The sequence below is a fragment of the Paenibacillus litoralis genome, assembly GCF_046244365.1.
In the GTDB taxonomy this organism is placed as follows: Bacteria; Bacillota; Bacilli; order Paenibacillales; family NBRC-103111; genus Paenibacillus_V.
Genome location: NZ_CP176395.1, coordinates 6,329,400 through 6,347,722, shown reverse-complemented (window position 1 = coordinate 6,347,722; position 18,323 = coordinate 6,329,400). Strand labels below are relative to the sequence as shown.

General features: G+C 49.0%; 13 protein-coding genes. 12 read left to right on the top strand and 1 reads right to left on the bottom strand.

All coding sequences use genetic code 11. The features are described 5' to 3' along the window. Positions 1–174: 174 nt before the first annotated feature. The 3 genes from ACKGJP_RS26865 to ACKGJP_RS26855 all read left to right on the top strand — a co-directional run bounded on the left by ACKGJP_RS26865 (position 175) and on the right by ACKGJP_RS26855 (position 7,131). Positions 175–6,249 (top strand): immunoglobulin-like domain-containing protein, encoded by a 6,075-nt coding sequence (locus ACKGJP_RS26865; protein WP_409341852.1) that lies wholly within the window; start codon positions 175–177, stop codon positions 6,247–6,249. A 199-nt stretch (positions 6,250–6,448) separates the two neighbouring features. Continuing rightward, positions 6,449–6,595 (top strand): hypothetical protein, encoded by a 147-nt coding sequence (locus tag ACKGJP_RS26860; RefSeq protein WP_409341851.1) that lies wholly within the window; start codon positions 6,449–6,451, stop codon positions 6,593–6,595. Positions 6,596–6,924: 329 nt separating this feature from the next. Continuing rightward, a complete protein-coding gene (locus tag ACKGJP_RS26855) occupies positions 6,925–7,131 on the top strand; it encodes a hypothetical protein (protein WP_409341850.1) in 207 nt (68 codons plus the stop codon). A 97-nt stretch (positions 7,132–7,228) separates the two neighbouring features. On the opposite strand, the gene ACKGJP_RS26850 is transcribed toward ACKGJP_RS26855, so the two are convergent. Then, positions 7,229–7,594 carry a helix-turn-helix domain-containing protein gene (locus ACKGJP_RS26850; protein WP_409341849.1) on the bottom strand — a complete coding sequence of 122 codons (366 nt, stop codon included), beginning with the start codon at positions 7,592–7,594 and terminating at the stop codon, positions 7,229–7,231. Positions 7,595–7,862: 268 nt separating this feature from the next. On the opposite strand from ACKGJP_RS26850, the gene ACKGJP_RS26845 reads away from it, so the two are divergent. The 9 genes from ACKGJP_RS26845 to ACKGJP_RS26805 all read left to right on the top strand — a co-directional run bounded on the left by ACKGJP_RS26845 (position 7,863) and on the right by ACKGJP_RS26805 (position 18,323). Then, positions 7,863–8,321, top strand: coding sequence for a hypothetical protein (locus ACKGJP_RS26845; RefSeq protein WP_409341848.1), 459 nt, complete (start codon positions 7,863–7,865; stop codon positions 8,319–8,321). A gap of 42 nt (positions 8,322–8,363) precedes the next feature. Further along, positions 8,364–9,533 (top strand): acyltransferase family protein, encoded by a 1,170-nt coding sequence (locus ACKGJP_RS26840; RefSeq protein ID WP_409341847.1) that lies wholly within the window; start codon positions 8,364–8,366, stop codon positions 9,531–9,533. 422 nt (positions 9,534–9,955) lie between these two features. Then, on the top strand, positions 9,956–10,714 hold the full coding sequence (locus tag ACKGJP_RS26835) for a YveK family protein (protein ID WP_409341846.1): 759 nt from the start codon (positions 9,956–9,958) through the stop codon (positions 10,712–10,714). Further along, complete coding sequence (locus tag ACKGJP_RS26830) at positions 10,695–11,375, top strand: CpsD/CapB family tyrosine-protein kinase (RefSeq protein WP_409341845.1); 681 nt, start codon at positions 10,695–10,697, stop codon at positions 11,373–11,375. Before ACKGJP_RS26835 ends, ACKGJP_RS26830 begins: the two co-directional genes overlap by 20 nt. Before the next feature lie 249 nt (positions 11,376–11,624). Further along, the gene (galU, locus tag ACKGJP_RS26825; RefSeq protein ID WP_409341844.1) at positions 11,625–12,542 is read left to right on the top strand and encodes a UTP--glucose-1-phosphate uridylyltransferase GalU; all 918 of its coding nucleotides are present in this window, start codon (positions 11,625–11,627) and stop codon (positions 12,540–12,542) included. 42 nt (positions 12,543–12,584) lie between these two features. After that, the gene (locus ACKGJP_RS26820; protein ID WP_409341843.1) at positions 12,585–14,438 is read left to right on the top strand and encodes a polysaccharide biosynthesis protein; all 1,854 of its coding nucleotides are present in this window, start codon (positions 12,585–12,587) and stop codon (positions 14,436–14,438) included. A gap of 11 nt (positions 14,439–14,449) precedes the next feature. Beyond that, entirely contained in the window at positions 14,450–15,736 is a 1,287-nt protein-coding gene (locus ACKGJP_RS26815; RefSeq protein ID WP_409341842.1) for a lipopolysaccharide biosynthesis protein, read from the top strand. 20 nt (positions 15,737–15,756) lie between these two features. Next, positions 15,757–16,944: a glycosyltransferase family 4 protein gene (locus ACKGJP_RS26810; RefSeq protein ID WP_409341841.1), complete on the top strand. Its 1,188-nt coding sequence runs from the start codon at positions 15,757–15,759 to the stop codon at positions 16,942–16,944. An 8-nt stretch (positions 16,945–16,952) separates the two neighbouring features. Further along, on the top strand, positions 16,953–18,323 hold the full coding sequence (locus ACKGJP_RS26805) for an O-antigen ligase family protein (protein WP_409341840.1): 1,371 nt from the start codon (positions 16,953–16,955) through the stop codon (positions 18,321–18,323).

Genomic DNA, 18,323 nt, shown 5'->3' with positions numbered 1-18,323 from the left:
ATTCTTAGGGTACGGATCTCGATAGGACGGCAGTCTCGACAAAATGCATCACTATCTCTATTGAAATTGTCGATTTTATATTAATCTTATCCTATTAGGTCGAAAGTTGCGGTATAATCGAAGGAAAACGAGAAGGAATTATTTCTCAGTCCATGTTAAGGAAGGATGCAAGCGATGAGTGGGGAGAGAGCTCGGACCATTCGCGGCAACATGCTGCTAATGCTGCTTGTACTGGGCGTCGTTATCGGCGCCGCCGGCGGTCTATATACTAACAAGGCGGAAGCCTATGGGGGATGGCATATCGAAGCGGACGGCGATTCGCAGTTCGCGGAAGAAACTTACCGAACGTTGTCGGCAGGGCCGGGACACGTCGTCGGAATTAAAAATGACGGCACGCTGTGGACGTGGGGGACTAACCGTTACGGGGAGCTGGGGATCGGGCAAACGGATGCTTCGGCCCATCCTGAACCCGCAATGGTAACGGGCTTTCCCTCGGGGACCCGGTTCATCGACGCGGCCGCCGGCGGGGATTTGGATCCCGACGGCAACCCAAGGGGGTTTACGATAGCGCTCGACGCGAACGGGCAAGTTTGGGCATGGGGATATAACGGAGACGGACGGCTTGGACTCGGTACCGAAGCCGCTTCCGATACCGAGGATAGAGATGCGCCTGCCAAACTCGCGTCCGATGAGCTTGCCCCACGCGGCGGCTTCGGTCCAAAAGTAACGGGCGTATACGCTGGCAGCGATTTTGCCGGCGCGGTGACGGTTGGATACGGAGACGGTTTTCTCACCGATCTGTACACGTGGGGAAATGCGGCCGACGGCCGGCTTGGCAGGACGGTGCAGGCTCTATTTTCGGATTCTCCGGGCTGGGTGGGAGGAATTCCTCGGAACATGGAGATTATCGATGCAGCTTTTGGCGACGGCCACGCGTTAGTGTTTCAAGAGAGTCATGAGGGGCAGTTTGTAATAGGGTGGGGCAGAAACGACAAAGGGCAGCTAGGCCTTGAAACTTCCGAGAGCCGGGAGACGCCGGTCGTTCTTGTTTCTTCTTCCACCAGCATCATTCCGCTGCAAAATGACGACCGTATCCGTAGCATTGCTGCAGGGTCCGAATACAGCGCATTGCTCCTTGGCACTTCCGTCGACGGGGTGGAGGAAGATGCGGTTTGGACTTGGGGAGCCAATGACGCAGGCCAGATCGGGAACCGGGAGATTTCCCCGGGAAGAGCATGGCCGCAAGAGGTATTCACTAAAGACAAGATTAGCGCCATTACCGCCGGTCCGGACTATATGCTGGCTGCCGTAAGGGAAGGCAGCGACGAATACAAGCTTTACGGCTGGGGCGACAATACGAAAGGCAAGCTCGGGAATGCGTCCAATGAGAATCCGTTGGAAGCCGGTCCGGTGGTAACCATTTCCAATCAAAGGTTTGCGGCTCTTGCGGCCGGTCTGACTTTTGCGTTTGCGCAGGAAAGCGAAACGGACAAGCTGTATGGTTGGGGAGCGAACGATCTCGGGCAGCTGGGCAACGGCCGTACGGATACAGGATCCGTAGCGCATGCGGTCATTCCCGTATCCAAGCATGGAGCGGTGTTCGAGAGCGGCGCGATGAAAGGGTACGGGGAACAGGTGCCGTTATCCTTCCATTATACGGCGGACTACCGGAAACCGGAGAATGCTCCGCTAGTGATCCGCTGGCCGGAGAGCTTCTATTGGAACGGCACTTCAGGTACGGCATTTGCGGTTACGGCAAACGGCGCGCCGCTCGAGGTTTCTTCACCGATAGCCGTTGATGCGGGCAATAGAACGATTGCGATTCCGCTTGCGGAAGCGATAGAACCGGGTATGGCTGTGGCGATTACTTCGCTGGCCGAGGGCTTTACGCTTCCGTCCGGCGCCGGCGATTATGCGTTCTATCTCTCGGCTTCTTCGCAGGCTCATGCCTATGCCGTCATGAGTCTTTCCGATATCGAAATCTTAAACGTGTCCGCAAGCAGCTACCGCTGGGAAGCGAACGACGTTCAGTACCATATCGAATTTTTCCAGAGAGGCGACGTTCCGGACGAGCGGTTGCTGGTCTCGTTCCCCGGAGAAATGGACGAAACTACGCATACTTATATGAACGGCCGGCCAATAAATGCCAGTGCCGACGGCTGGCTGTACATAAGCAACCCGGAGGCAACCAAAGGAAATAAAGCCGTATTGGACATCTCCGGGGTGACCAATCCGTATAATTCCGAATGGTTTTTGCCGGGCGCAGGAGAGCCGGATTCGGCGTCCGTCACGTTGAAATATGAGACTTCGTCTGCAGAAAGCCGTTATCCGATATCGTTCTGGACGCAATCCGATGCCGCCGTCACGCTGAATAACGGCGCGACCGTGACCGGATCCCCGAATGTGAAAGTCAATCTGACGATGGAGAATATCGCAGATTTCCGTATGCGGCTCTCGTACGACGGCATTCATTGGCCCGGGGGGTGGATGGATGCGGCGAACGAAACGAAATTGTCCTTCCCGGATACGACCGTGGGGCTGAAAACCGTTTTTGTTCAGCTTGAACACAAAACCGAACCGCTCCCTAAACCGGATCTGTTCTCCGCCTCCATTTTCCTGACATCATCCGCTTTTCCAGACGGTTTATCGATCGAGGCCGGCGGAGCACCCGTTCGTACGGTAGAGACGTTCGAGCAAGGAAGGACGGTGTACACGCTTAACCTGGAACATGCATTCGGCTTGCCGGTCTCCATCGCGCCGCAGCTGAAGGCGGGAGCGACATTTACGGCAAGGCTGGATAATGTCGATCAGCAGGCAAACACGCCCATCCTGTTCGATCCGGCTGCTTTAACCGTCGGCCAGCATTATTTGGACATCGAAATCTCGAACGAATACGGGACGCCGCCTCAGCCTGTAGCAAACAGGATTACCGTATTGATCAATAAAGCGCCTGCGCTCGCACCGGGAGGCTCCCAAATCGCCGGTACCGGCGAAATGACGGTTGCCGTTAGACCGGATGGCTCCGTCTGGCAGTGGGGAAGAACGCCGGACGGCATCGTCAGAAACAGGCCGGTTCCGGTAGAAGGGCTGAGCGGAGTCGTTGCGGTAGCCGCCGGCAAGTCGCATGTCGTCGTTCTGAAGAACGACGGTACGGTTTGGGGATGGGGCTTGAACGGCTCCGGCCAGCTAGGTATTGGCACGTATAGCGAGATTCCGATCGCGACTCCGGTTGCCGTGCGGGATCCGAATGCTCCGGACAATCCGGATCAAAAGCTGTCGAATGTCGTAGCGATAGCTGCGACGGACGAGGGGACGGCGGCTCTCCTGAAAGACGGGTCGGTTTGGACGTGGGGAACGCTGCGGGACGGGACGCAGCAGCATGCGATAATCGGTCAACGCAGCAGCGTTCCGGCGGCCGTACCGTACTTATCCGCTATGAAAGCCATTTCTGCGGGAGGCAATGCGCTCGCTGCGATTCGATACGACCAATCGGTTTGGACATGGGGCGACAATGCTTTCGGGCAGCTCGGTCTGGGCGAAGAAGCGCTCGCGGCAATGCCCTTTCCCTCGTGGCTAAACGGTTTCACCGCCGCTCAAATCAGCGTAGGCGATAAGCATATGGCGGCTCTTGGAGCGGACGGTCAAGCGTATGTGTGGGGAAGCAATGAAAACGGCAGGCTCGGTTTGCCTGTCGAGGAATACGAAGCGAGTCCGGTACCGATCGCTAACGACCGCTTTCCCGATGGCGGCAAAAGCATACGGTCCGTACATGCCGGCCATGCGGCTACAATGGCCGTAATGACCGACGGCTCGGTTCGCGCTGCAGGTTCGAATGACGAGGGGGAGCTCGGCAGCGGCATCTCCGGCGGCGATCGAAGCAGCCCCGGCTACGTGAATATCGCAGGGACTCCTGACAGTACGCCGCTCCTTGGCGTTGCGGATGTAACCGTCTCCGAGCATTATACGGCTGCCCGGCAGACGGACGGCACCATCTGGAACTGGGGCGCCAATGCGAACGGCCGGCTCGGCGGCGGATATGCCGGCAGCGGCAGTGCGTTTGCCGTTCAGGCCTATCGCAGCCCGCTTGCCGCAGCGGGGGTGTTCTCCGAAATGCCGGGGAACCCTGCCGGAATGTCAACTATGCTTTTGATGCATATGCAAACGGTCGACGAATTGTCTGCGGGTGACGATATTTATATTTCGCTCCCGAGCGCCATCGATATGACGGGCTTTGACGGTTCCGTGGCGGAAGTCAACGGCCAACGGCCGATTGTTTCCGTCATCGGAACGCATCGGTTGAGACTCAAGCTGGTGTCCGGTATTGCGAGGAATACGAATGTCGAAATTGCGCTTCGTCGGAACGAACTGGAGACGTTCGTTTTACCGTCAGAACCGGGTTCCTACGTATTCTCCATTTCTACACTATATAACGATTCGATCGAAGCCGTTTTACAGGTAACGACTCCGTCCGGGTTAACGGCATTCGACGTTTCGGCGGATAAACGGACGGAAGGGGACACGAATGTCACATACTCGTTTACCGTCACACCGGGCAAGCCGTTGCTGGCAGGCGATTGGCTGGAGTTTATTTACCCGGCAGGAACCTTCTTGCCGGTGACGGTGGATCCTTCGCTTGTCACGATCGGAGGAGTAAGCGCGGATAGCGTCGAAACGGACGCTGCCGCAGCCAATCCGTCGATGCGAATCAAGCCTCGGGGGCAGTTGGAGGCGTTCGTTCCGGTCACTGTCGTCATCTCAGGGGATGCAGGCTTGACGAATCCCGCTGCAGGAGCAAAGACATTCTATGCGAGATTCTCAGGATGGCCGGCGGCGCTCGAGGATTCGCTTGTCATACAGCCTAACCCGGACGCGCAGATCGTCGCGGCGGACAAAGAAGCACTGACAGACGCCGTTATCTTGGGGACGAACAGCTACCTGTGGGACGTGACGGACAACTTGACGCTGCCGGCCACAGGAGATAACGGTTCGGCCATTACGTGGAACGCGAATCCCGAAGCGTTCGTCGGAACCGACGGAACGGTTCACCGTCCGGCGGCGGCGCAAGGCAATCAAGCTGTCGAATTGAAGGCGACGATCACCAAGGGCGCCGTGACGGAGACGAAAACGTTTATGATCACGGTAACCGCAATATCTTTATCGGCCAACAATTATTTAAGCGACATCTCTCTGCTAGGATTTGATGCCGCAGGCCAACAAGTACCGGTTCCGCTCCCGTTCGCGCCAAGTGTGCAGGATTATCAGGTAACGGTTGCGAACAGCGTGTACGAAATTTTTGTCACGCCGACGCTTGCGGATCTAGGGAAGGCGACCCTGAATATCAATGTCAACGGACGAGCGCATGTCTCCGTAACGGACAACGTATATGTAGAGGTTGGTATAACGCATATCGAGATCGTCGTTACAGCGGAAAATCAGTCGACCCGAAGCTACGTACTGGCGGTAAGCCGAAGCGGGTCGAATAATGCCGAATTGATCGGCATTGCGCATGCCGGGGGCCTCGCCCAGCCTGTGGGCAACGAAGTTTCGATCACGGTAGCGGCGTCCCAGCAGTCGCTGGAATGGCAGCTGCTTCTGTCGGATCCCATGGCCACCTTTACGATTAGCCAAGTATCCGGCCCGACCGTTACCGAAACGGTATATGGCCAAGCGGACAGACTTGTGCAAATTAACGGTATTCAAGCGGGACAATACCGGTTCGGAATCGTCATAAAAGCGCAGGATGGGACTGAACAATCGTATGAAGTCGCTCTGGCGGCCGAGTCAAATCCGCTTCAAGCGAAATTTGCGTTTGCGGATCCCGCCCGCCATACGATTACGGTGATGCTCTCCCAGGCTTTGGATCCGCACGCGGTGCTGAATCCTCAGCGATTCGAGATCCATGATGGAGCCGGTATCGTTACGCCTGCGGACGTTGCATTCGATATTAGCGATCCGGCGGGTTATTCCTTGACGCTGACGCTCGACGCTCCTTTGACCGATGGCGGGATAACGCTCAAGCTGTCCGAGGGTGCCATACGGCAAGGGTCGGGCCAAACGAATGTCGGCCAAACGATCCCTGTTAAAGGTCCGTCCGAGGTGGATGCCATTCGTGCGGATCTAGATGCCAACCTGAACGGAATCCGAATCGATGATGTCGTCAAATATTTGAGACGGGTTCACGATGTTACGGGAGACGGCGTATCGGACCGCTACGATATCCGTTTCCTCCTCATACAAATCGGACGATAAGTCTTACATTCGCCACGATCAAACGATCCGTGCACGCCGGCAGGCAGGCATGGATCGTTTTTTTGACGATTCAGCAAGTATATCTCCGCTGATTGTTCATCGTCTCGGCAAACGCACGGCATCCAAAGACTCCGTTAGGCGTTTATCCATGCATAATCGCATTCGCTTGCGGGTATGATACGCGGGGAGGTGACGAAAAATGGATGAGAAAGCCAAAAAGAAAAATGCCAGCCCCGACTACCGGGAAAATAAATTCGTGCAGGAGCAGACGGAGCTGCAGCCGGAGAAAGCGGCGGATTATGTGCCGAGCTTAAATCAAGTCAGCAAGGAGAACAATCCGCAATAATCGCATCGTGATGAGCCGGGACCGGAGCGGACCCGGCTCTTTGAGCTGAATTTTTCGGTAAAGGTTGAACGGAAGGACTCGCTCTTTTGAGGGGGTAGCTGATGGAAGTCATACTAATGGCTGTGTGTTCATAGGATAATGGGTATGGAATTCTCGTCTGTTTTTTCAAAAATCCATCGTAACTCCACATTTTCGACAAAAAAAGAAAGAAAATTTTATTAACTTGTCCCAGTTTCTGACAACCTTTGTTGTTTGGATGGTCTATAATACTAGTTGTGGGGAAGGATTCAAAGGCATTGAATGACAAACCATAAAAGTGGGGTAATCCGATGAAGGCAGAGCGCGTCGTACTGGATGTTCGCCAAATCTTAGCGCAGCTAGATATCCGCTTCGAACAGTATGAGGAATGGAAGCAGCTGACCGAACAAACCGAACACACCGATCGGCTCCCTCGCCCGATTGATGGAAATAACTGGATTCTCGAACAGTCCGCGGCCGGCTATGAATATGAACTGAAATCGCGCAATGCCGTCTAGCTGGATAGGATATGAGAATGGAACGGAACGAATGACAACGAACAAAAAAACTCATGGTGATAACTTATCATCATGAGTTTTTACTGATTTATGGTGGCTATTTCATGGCGCGATCGGCGCGTATAAAAGCGATAAAGCGTTTGGCTTCTTCGGGTGTAAGCGGCTTGCCGTCGATCGTCAAGGCGAATTTATCGAGGAGAGCTTGGTCGGACAGCTCGAGCTGGTCGATAAAATCTTGTACCTTGGCATCCATCACAGACGGTTCGCTGCTTCTCCCCATAATATAATCGATGGATACTTGGAAGAAGTCTGCGATCTTTTGAATCGTTTCATAGTCCGGCTCGCGCCGGTTATTTTCATAATGAGAAAGTGCAGCACGGGTGATGCCGACTTTGCCGGCCAGCTCTTCTTGGGTTAGCCGTCTTTCATCGCGCAATTGGGCAATCCGGTTGCCGTATTTCATAGCAGAGGTTCCTCCCTGATTGTTGTAGCGCTGTTGTAGGCTGTCGTCACGTGAGAAACGATCGTCGACGAGCAACGTGCTCTTCTTGATTGCGCTTGCACTTTTCTGCAAAATTGCACGAAAACTACTTTCATTATACACCAGAAAACACTCGGATAGCCAAGGATTTAACGGAATTTTGAAGAAAAAATGCTTGACATGATACATAGTGTATCGTAAAGTTACGATATAAAAGATACATAACGTATCGAATGAAGGGGATCTCTGTATGTCAAACGACGGTCGCATCGGAAGAACGGGGTCCATTCCATTATTATTCCGAGACCATATGTATGCCGAACTGCGCATCATTGAGGTGAAAGGAAATGCCTCCAGCTCCCGTCCGGCCTGCGTCGAGGTTGAAGCGATCAGCTCCAAGTGCATGCGTTTCGTAACGGAGCTGAGTTTCCCCGTCGGGCCCTTTGTTGTGCTTGCCATAAATTTGACTATAGTGGACCGTCCTATCCGGTTAAAAGGATATATTGTCTACAGCAGGAGAAAAAGAGCGAAAAATGAATACGAGCTCGTCTTGACCATCGACGAAACGACACGCGTCGAGCTGCGCGATCAGCTGCATAAGCTTGCGATGTTGTATGTGCCGCACTATATGAAAGCGGAATACTATTATCATTTTTTTGCCGAATCATCGTATGATTTTGCGAATCATCGGATTAATTTGTTGATGTGACCGAAGCTGCCTCTCAGCCATGAAGTGGGGTGAGGCGATTTCGTGATTCTTGAAGTCGTGATGTTTGGTTTGTTAAAAAGAGAGCAGGCAGGTGATCTGATGAGTAAGAAAGTAATAGGCGAGTTGTTTGTCCTACGCAGCACGGCTTGCCTGAGCTTAGTACTGCTGCATTCCTTTGCACGGGTGTACGGGTCGGACATAGAGGCGATTAATACGGTTAACCTGCTGCTAACCTTTGCCACGCCAATGTTCGTATTTATTTCCGAATTCGTTCTGGCTCATTCTTATCCCGATAAACAGCCGAAGCAATTCTGGACCAAGCGGCTAAAATATTTGCTGCTTCCTTATCTTTTTTTCGGGACCTTTTATGCCTTCGTAAAAGCTGTTGAGATGAGAAATGGCTTAAGTTACAGTGAAGCGGCGTTGCAATTATTATGGAAACATATTTTGCTTGGCGATTTTCATGGCTACTTCATTTTAGTTATCTTTCAGTTTTATGCCCTGCACGGCTTGTATACGAAGGTTATCCGGGATCGCATTTCGCCTATTACAGTCATAAGCGTAAGCTTGCTCATACAACTTTTATACTTATCATTTTTTAACTTGGTTAAACCGTTGGATATTCCGTTTGCCGCTTACATATGGGATAAACTCTTTTGGCTGCCTGTCTTCGGTTGGCTTTCCTATTTCTCGATTGCTTATTATTGCGGGAGAAATTATGAAGCCTTTAAACGTCAGCTTATCAAACGCACCAAATGGGTAGTGATGGCACCGATCGTAACGGCCATTTTACCGATCGTTTTGTATAAGCTCGGCGTGTATACCGAAATATCTTCCAAACGATTTGACATGGTTCCTTTTGTCATAGCCATGACCTTATTTCTATTCTTAATGGCGCTTAAGCTGCGCAGCATTCCGAATATAATTGTGCAAATAAGTAAATATTCGTTCGGTATTTATTTGTTTCATCCTTTTTACATGGCTGTGTTTAAAGCGTTCGAGAATAAAATTCCTTTTACGATAAGCTCCGTCCCGCTTGTAGGGCTATATTTTTTTTCCAGTATCATACTGTCAGTCGTATCGGTTTACATCGCAAACAAAATAAAGTACGGGACTTATTTAGTAGGGAGGCTCGGCTTAGATACGGGTACGACTAAAAAGCAGCTAGCTGTTCCGCTTCATCCGTCGAGCAGTACGGATGTGAAGGTGTAGCGATCGCCGAGGAGGAATTAAGATGTTTACGGTTAAAACGGAAATGGTCTATTGTTGTTCTTGTAACACCCTTGTACCGCGAGAGCAAGCCCGCAGTATTTTTGTTACAGGCTTTTATCAAATCGTATATCCGATTGGGGAGTGTCGGGACTGCCAGCAATCGGAGTTTAGGACATCTGATGTCGAAGCAGGAGGGTAATAAGCAAAGTAGCATGAGTGAAACTGTATTTTCGTGTTGAAAATAGGCTTGACATGATACGTTTCGTATCATATTCTAAGCATATATACGAAACGTATCAAAATATGTGCGAGTACTTTGCGGTATTTTCGACAAAGAGCTATGAAAGTGATGGAACATGATAGTTATGATACAAAATGTATCGAATCCTATATTCCGTCTAGCTCTCAATTAAGGAGGGTACATGATGTTGGACATTGATTTTAAACAATATATGCAGGTGATCAAACGAAGATTTTGGCTCATTTTCACTATCATGCTCATAACCTGCACGACTACAGGCATTGTCAGCTATTACTTCGTCAAACCGGTTTATTCTGCAAGCACCAAACTGATTGTCAATAAATCGGATAGTCAGCAAGGGTCAGAACGGTTGGAGGTCAATGCCATACAGGCGAACATTCTCATTATCAATACCTATAAAGAGATTATTCGAACCCCGGCAATCATGTCTAAGGTTGTCACCCTCTACCCCGAGTTGAACGTGACAATGGAGGACTTGGTTCGGACGATCCAGGTTAGTTCCATTCCGGAAACGCAAATCATGACCATCACGATGCGTGATAACAGCTATGAAAGAGCGGTCAAAATCGTCAACGCTGTGGCAGAAGTATTCAAGTCTGCAAATGTAATGAACGTGGATAATGTAACGATACTGGATGAAGCCAAAATAGCGGATAATTTGCCGCCAGTGTTGCCGAACCCGCCAATGAACTTGATCATCGCTTTTGTTGTTTCCCTATTTCTTTCAGTGACGATTACATTCATTCTTGAGTATTTCGATGATTCTATACGAAATGAACAGGATATTACAACTCATCTGGGCATTCCTGTACTGTCATCGATTTCGATAATCAAATCCTCTGATTTGAAGGCAGATGCGAAGAGCAAATCTAGCAAGAAAGTCGCAGGTGAGACCGTGTATGCGGGCGTCAACCGTTAGAAACAAACTACTGCCTGATCTGCATGGAAAATGTCCTGTCCCTGAACAATTTAGAACACTGCGAACGAATATTCAATTCTCGACCATCGATGATGAGGCGAAAAGTATTGCAATTACCTCCGCACAGTCGGGGGAGGGGAAAACGATAACCGCTGCAAATCTGGCTATCGCCTATGCCATGGAAGAAAAAAACGTGTTGCTGATTGACGGCGATTTGCGAAAACCGTCGATTCATCGGTTGTTTGCCTGTTCGAATCGTATTGGCTTAAGCAATGTCCTAGTCAATCAAAATACGCTGGAAGAAGCGATTACGCAAACTCACGGCACGGGTGTTTCCATTTTACCGTCGGGGCCGACACCGCCTAACCCTGCTGAACTCCTGGGGTCCAAAAGGATGACCGCTTTGATGGAGCGGGTATACTCGCAATTCGATATCATTTTGGTCGATACGCCCTCTACACTAGCCGTAACGGATTCGCAAATTTTGGCCGCAAAATGCGACGGTGTTCTGCTTGTATTCAGCAGCGGCAAATTAAAACGCGACAACGCGAAAAAAGCGATTGACCGCTTGAAATTCGTAAATGCGCGGATCATTGGCTCTGTATTGAATAACAGCGCATACGCAAGGAATGAATCATCGTCTTACTACTTAAACGGGTAACGGATAGAAGATTTCTTTCATTCCGAAGGTCATGTCTACTGCACCTTTATCACGGTAGATACTCGGTCATGCTGTGGGCATTGGATGCCTTAGACGTAGATCGTCGAGGGTGTGACGTGAGGAAGGGTTTGATGCCCTGTATAAGTTGGCTTGAAATATTAATGCATATCATTGCTGGTAACTTAGGGAGTGGCATGCATTAGTTTTTTAAGACATTTAATTTTTCTATTGAAAGGTGAGGGCTGATGCATGCAGAAAGTCAGAAAGGCAATAATCCCTGCAGCAGGTTATGGAACGCGGTTTTTGCCTGCAACAAAAGCCATGCCGAAGGAAATGCTGCCGGTTGTCGATAAACCGACCATTCAATACATCGTAGAAGAAGCGATACAATCAGGCATAGAAGATATCATAATCGTAACAGGTAAAGGGAAGCGAGCCATCGAGGATCATTTTGACAGTTCATTCGAGTTGGAACAAAAGCTGTTGGAAAAGAACAAGCTGGATTTGCTGGAAGAAGTACTCAAATCTTCTAGAATGATCGACATCCACTATATTCGTCAGAAGGAACCTAAGGGTCTTGGTCATGCCGTTTGGTGCGCCAGAAAATTTATCGGAAATGAACCGTTTGCCGTGCTGCTTGGGGATGACATCGTTGAAGCGAAGACGCCTTGCTTACTGCAACTGATCGAGCAGTACGAATGTGTGGGCAGCTCCGTAATCGGGGTACAACCTGTCGCGGATGATTTGATAGAACGATATGGAATCGTTGATCCGCTAAAGAATGACGGACGGTTGTATGCTCTTAAAGGGATGGTTGAAAAACCGAAAAAGGCTGAAGCTCCTTCTAATTTGGCCATCATGGGCAGGTATGTTTTATCCCCGGAAATTTTTGATCTGTTAGGCAATCAGGAACAAGGTGCGGGCGGTGAAATTCAATTAACCGATGCGCTACGTAAACTAAGCCAAATACAAAGCGTCTACGCCTACCATTTTGACGGCTTGCGTTACGATGTTGGAGACAAGCTCGGTTATATTATTGCCACCCTTGATTATGCTCTTAGAAATGAAGAGTTTCGTTTGCCCTTACTACGAAATCTTGAACAGATAGTCGCTAGGGAACAATTAGGAACCTCAAAGCATGCTGAACATCTAGCACACGTTCTTTAAAGCCGAATTTGAAAAATAAAACACTAGTCGGGTGATGGAAACGTGAATGTTCCAAGAAGGGTTATCCTGTTTGTAGTTATTGACATATTACTAATTTGGTCATGTATTTTCATGTCCTATGTATTGAGGTTCGACGGGGCGATAACGTCAACCTATTTGAAACAGTTTATTATTTTCGCATCTTTTGCCTCCTGCCTGGGAGTAGGTTGCATGACTTCCTTGAAGTTGTACCACCATCTCTGGCGGTATGCAGGCATTGAGGAACTATTGTCGGTCGGTAAAGCGGTTCTAATAGGGGGGATCATTTCCTATCTAGTAACGTTTACTATCGATGGGAAGCTAGTCCCCATGTCGATCTGGCTAGGATCGCTTCAATCGATGTTTCTATTGCTCGGGGGATATCGATTCTCATGGAAGCTCATCCAGTACAATTTCAATCATAAAGCCAAAAAACATCACAATGCGTTGATTATCGGAGCAGGCGACTGCGGAACGATGATTGCAAAAGAGCTTAAATACAACCGCTCCTCGGATATGTACCCCGTCGCTTTTATTGACGACGCTCCGCTTAAACGCGATTCCCGCATTCATGGAGTTCCCATCATCGGAGGAAGGCAACTGATAGGTCATACGGTGGAAAAGTTCGCCGTCGACGATATTATCATTGCGATGCCATCCGTTTCAAAGAGAGAAATCTCGGAGATCGTGAGTATGTGCAAATGCACTAAAGCAAAGTTGAAGATCATGCCTCATCTCAATGATTTAATAAATGGGAAAGTTACGGTAAATCAAATTCGCGATGTGGAAGTCGAAGATTTGCTCGGCAGAGAGCCCATAAAAGTGGATTTGGACGGTATAGCGAACTACGTGGAAGGGAAGACCGTATTGATTACCGGAGCGGGAGGATCAATCGGTTCGGAAATGTGCAGGCAAATTGCGCCATTCAAGCCCGCTCGACTAATGCTGCTCGGTCACGGAGAAAACAGCATCTATACCATTGAGATGGAGCTTCGCAGGAAATTTCCGGCTCTCGTTTTGGAAACGGTCATTGCGGATATTCAAGATGCCGCTAGAATGGATGAAGTTTTCAGTAAAAGCAGACCTCATGTCGTGTTTCATGCTGCAGCGCATAAACATGTCCCGTTAATGGAGCGAAATCCTACCGAAGCGATTAAGAACAATGTGTTCGGTACCAAAAATGTTGCGGAATGTGCGGACCGCTATCAAGCCGAACGGTTTGTCTTGATTTCTACCGATAAAGCCGTCAATCCGACCAGCGTTATGGGGGCGACGAAACGAGTTGCCGAAATGTTCATTCAGTGCTTGGACAAAACGAGCGCGACTAAATTTGTAGCGGTACGATTCGGTAATGTTCTGGGCAGCAGAGGGAGTGTCATTCCATTCTTCAAGCAGCAAATTGCTATGGGTGGGCCTGTAACGGTTACGCATCCGGATATGATCCGATATTTTATGACCATTCCCGAAGCCGTACAGTTGGTCATTCAGGCAGGCTCTTTTGCGCAGGGAGGAGAAGTCTTCATTCTGGACATGGGGAAACCCGTAAAAATCGTAGATCTTGCCAAAGACTTGATCAAGCTTTCGGGATTCGAGCCCGGCGTGGATATCGATATTCAATATACGGGCATACGGCCTGGCGAGAAGCTTTTCGAAGAGCTGCTTACGGACGAGGAAGGGATTACATCAACGCTGCATGACCGCATATTTATCGGAAAGCCAATGAACATCAATCGATACGATCTGGATTTCGAGATGAAGAAATTGGAGAAGATGATCGGCGAGAATCCGGATATCATTCGAAACATGCTTGGTCACATCGTTCCATCCTTCCAGACGGAAACGGTTAAACCTTCGAAGAAGGAAGTATCGTTAGTGTGAAGGAGCATTCATTGAAAAAAAATGTCGTCTGGTCCGTTGCCGGAAATTTGTATTACGCTTTTTGCCAATGGCTCATTTTACTCGTAATTGCCAAGCTCGGCGGTCCCTTAATGGTAGGTCAGTTCTCGCTTGGACTTGTCATGACCGCTCCAATCATTATTTTCTTTAACTTCTCCTTGCGGCTAATTCAAGCTACCGATACGAAGCAGGAGTACACTTTCCGGGAATATGTGAAATTGCGATTGTGGAGCATGGTTGCGGCGTTAGCTGTAATCGTGCTCTTTGCATTTATCTCGGGCTATGACTCGACGACAGTACTAATCATATCGTTCATTGGCATAGCGAAGGCGTTTGAAGCGACGAGTGAGGTCTATTATGGAAAGTTTCAAAAAGAAGAGAAGATGGACATCATATCCAAATCCATGTTTTTGAAAGGGACTTTCTCGATCGTTTGTGTATTCATTGGCGTGTACATCACGGGCTCCGTGTTATGGGGTACTGTGGGCCTTGCCGTTGCGTGGCTGTCGGTACTTTTCTTTTATGATAGCAAAAAGGGAAGAATGACGAATACGGAAGCAGAAATACAAACCTTGCCTGAAGAGCAAGGTTCGGCAAAGCGGTTGTTCATGCTAGTCAGAAAAGCGTTGCCTCTTGGTATCGTGTCTTTGTTAATTTCCGTTAATCTTAATATTCCGCGCTATGTGATAGAAAATCAGTTGGGCACCTACGAACTTGGCATTTTCTCGGCCATCGCTTACTTCATGTTATTTAACAGCATACCTATTAACGCGGTCGGACAGTCGGCAAGCTCTAGGCTATCCCGTTATTATGTCGAACACGTAAGCGGATTCCGTAAGCTATTGAGCAAGCTCGCCATATTTGGATTGTTGTTCGGTTCAGTCGGTATAGCGCTAACGCTGCTCGCGGGAAATGGATTGCTGCATGCGCTCTATGGCAAGGAATTTGCGGAGCAAGACGTCCTGCTTGTTTGGTTAATGGTAGCCGCCACGATCGGCAATGTGGAATCGATTCTGTGGTATGGCGTTACCGCAGCACAATATTTTAAAGTCCAGCTTCCCGTTTTTATATGCGTAAATGTATTGACGTTAATCAGCTGCGTAGTTCTCGTTCCACGATATGGACTGATAGGAGCCGCCGTATCCGTAACAGCGGTAGCGTTCATTCAATTGCTGATGACGTTTACGATCAATGTCTATTCGCTTCGAACCAAACGAAAGTCGTCGGCCTCACAGCAACAAGGCATCGGGGAACCAAAGTCTGCTTTGTCTGTCGAATAATAAAAAATGGGGTGTATCTCATGCGCGTCGTTTTTGCACATGACGTTTATTTAGAGAAGAGTCCGGACGGTTTGTACTTTAATGAAACATTCAATTACAGGTTGTGGCAGCGATATTTAAAGGTTTTTGATCATGTCACGGTCGTAACCAGAAAACGCGATCAGAACGCCGCCGGCACGTATGATGAACGGAAATTGTCGAGTGGACCGAATGTTGATTTTGCACCCGTTCCTTCCCTTAGCAGTCCGACTTCCCGCTTTACACAACGATCGAAAGTTAAGCAAGAATTGGAGCGTCAATTAAAGGATGCGGATGCGCTGATAGCAAGGCTTCCCAGTGAAATTGGAGCGATGGCCATACAAATCGCAAAGACGATGGGCAAACCTTATGCAGTTGAAGTAGTCGGTCATCCATGGGATGCGCTCTGGAATTATGGGTCGTGGCAAGGAAAGCTCTATGCTCCGATTAACACGATATATACCAAATACTTGGTCAAAAACGCACCCTACGCCCTTTACGTAACTACCCGTTTTTTGCAGGATCATTTTCCTTCGAAAGGCAAAACAGTAGGTTGTTCCGATGTTTTCATACCGAATGTCGATGAAGGAGTACTTGCTACCCGAAATGCCAAAATCGACGATTTCGATCAGCAGCCTTTTCGCATAGGACTGATCGGGTCGCTCGTCAATTACAAAGGAATCGATACGGCGATACAAGCAGTGGCCGAAGTGAAGAAATACATTCCGAATGTCGAACTGCGAGTCTTGGGAGTCGGAAATCCTCAGCCATGGATAGAAATAGCGAAAAGCTTCGATGTTGCGGAAAATGTCGTTTTTTCCAAACCGTTACCAAGCGGACCGGCAGTCTACGAGTGGCTTGACGATTTAAACATATACATTCAGCCAAGCCGTCAGGAAGGGCTGCCGCGTGCCCTTGTGGAAGCGATGAGCAGAGGTTTGCCGGCTATCGGATCCACAATTGGCGGCATTCCGGAGCTTTTACCGGCCAATTGCTTGATTCGTCCAGGTGACAACAAGCAATTGGCGACGCTTATCCGGAAGATGTACGAGGATAAAGAGTGGCAGCGGCGTGCTTCCGAACAAAGCTTGAATAAAGCTAAGGAGTATACCTCGGAACAATTGGAGACGAGGCGTACGACGTTCTGGAGGGATTTTGAGGGTTTCGTTAAATTAGGGGTGAATGTGTGAAGCTCTATATGAGTAGATCCAAAATCGGAAATATAGAGCTCGGTTTTTTCCAAGCTGGTTGTTTGTTGGCACTCGGAATTTCGTTCGGCTTATTCATTTCTTTTTATCCGCAATATGCTATTTATACGGTCGGAGTTGCGGGTTTGATAGCAATAACCTTAATCTACCGGATCGGATTGTTCGAATATCTTGTTTTGCTGCTTCCGGTTATGTTCTACCTCAACGTCGGCTTCAACTTAAACATTTCGTTTGCCGATTTTATTTTGCCGTTGTTAATGTTATCCATGTATAAGATGCCCTGGTCTTCTATGAAGGCGTTTTTTGGTAAATACAGACAATATTTGCTTGCAGTCTTAGGTTTAATGTGTGCGATGTCTTCTTCTTTTCTGTTATCGGCCATAGCCAATGTGGTGGATTACCGATATGGCATTTCCAATTTCATTAAAATAACGACATGCTTCGTTTACTTTATTGTGCTTTTGCTCTGCTTTCACCGCGGGGGGAAGTCGTTTGAGCCCCGGTTTCTGAAAAGCTGGAACTTCATTTCCGTCATTTTTTCCTTGCTTTGCATTATTGGAGTCAGCTTGTTTTATGTCGGAAAAACGACGGGGCTTACGCTTGCCTTCCGGGCGCAGGGGACATTCGAGGATCCGAACCTTGCAGCCGCCTATTTGATTTTATCGCTTGGTATTTGTTTGACATACAACCGGCTTCGAGGCAGACGGTTCGGAATAAACATCCTGCTGATCATAATAGCCCTGTTTCTGACTTCTTCGCGCGGAGGCGTAATCGGTTTATTGATAGGCCTCGTCCTTTCGATGGTCGTCATCGCAGTAAGTCAACGAGGCAACGGGATCAAGAATATAATGAAATTCATTACCATTGCCGCTATTTTTGCCATCGTCGGAACGATTTTACTCAACTTGCACGTTACATTTATTGAAACGGCAGTGGATCGGATCACGCAGGTCAGCGGGAATGATCCCGGAACGCAAAATCGGCTGATGCTTTGGGAAACAGCACTCGAATTGTGGCAAAAAAATCCGCTTTTTGGAGTGGGGTCAGGACAGTATAGAACGGCTGCCTCTATGTTCAACTCAAATATCCACAACATTCCGCACAACACCTATCTGGGTTTTTTGGCTGAAACGGGCGCTCTCGGATTCATCGCACTGCTTTCTCTGCCGGCGTTTTTGATTATCAAGCTGAGCCAGCGCATGAAGAAGGGGGATGCGGTTTCGTCTTACTTATTCATAAGTCTGATTGCCTTGGGGGTTCAAGCATTCTCGATCAATATTGAGAATTTCAGGGTCCTTTGGGTTTACTTTGCATTCGTTCTATATTGGATTTCCAAGCCGATTCATGAAGAGGCTTCCTGA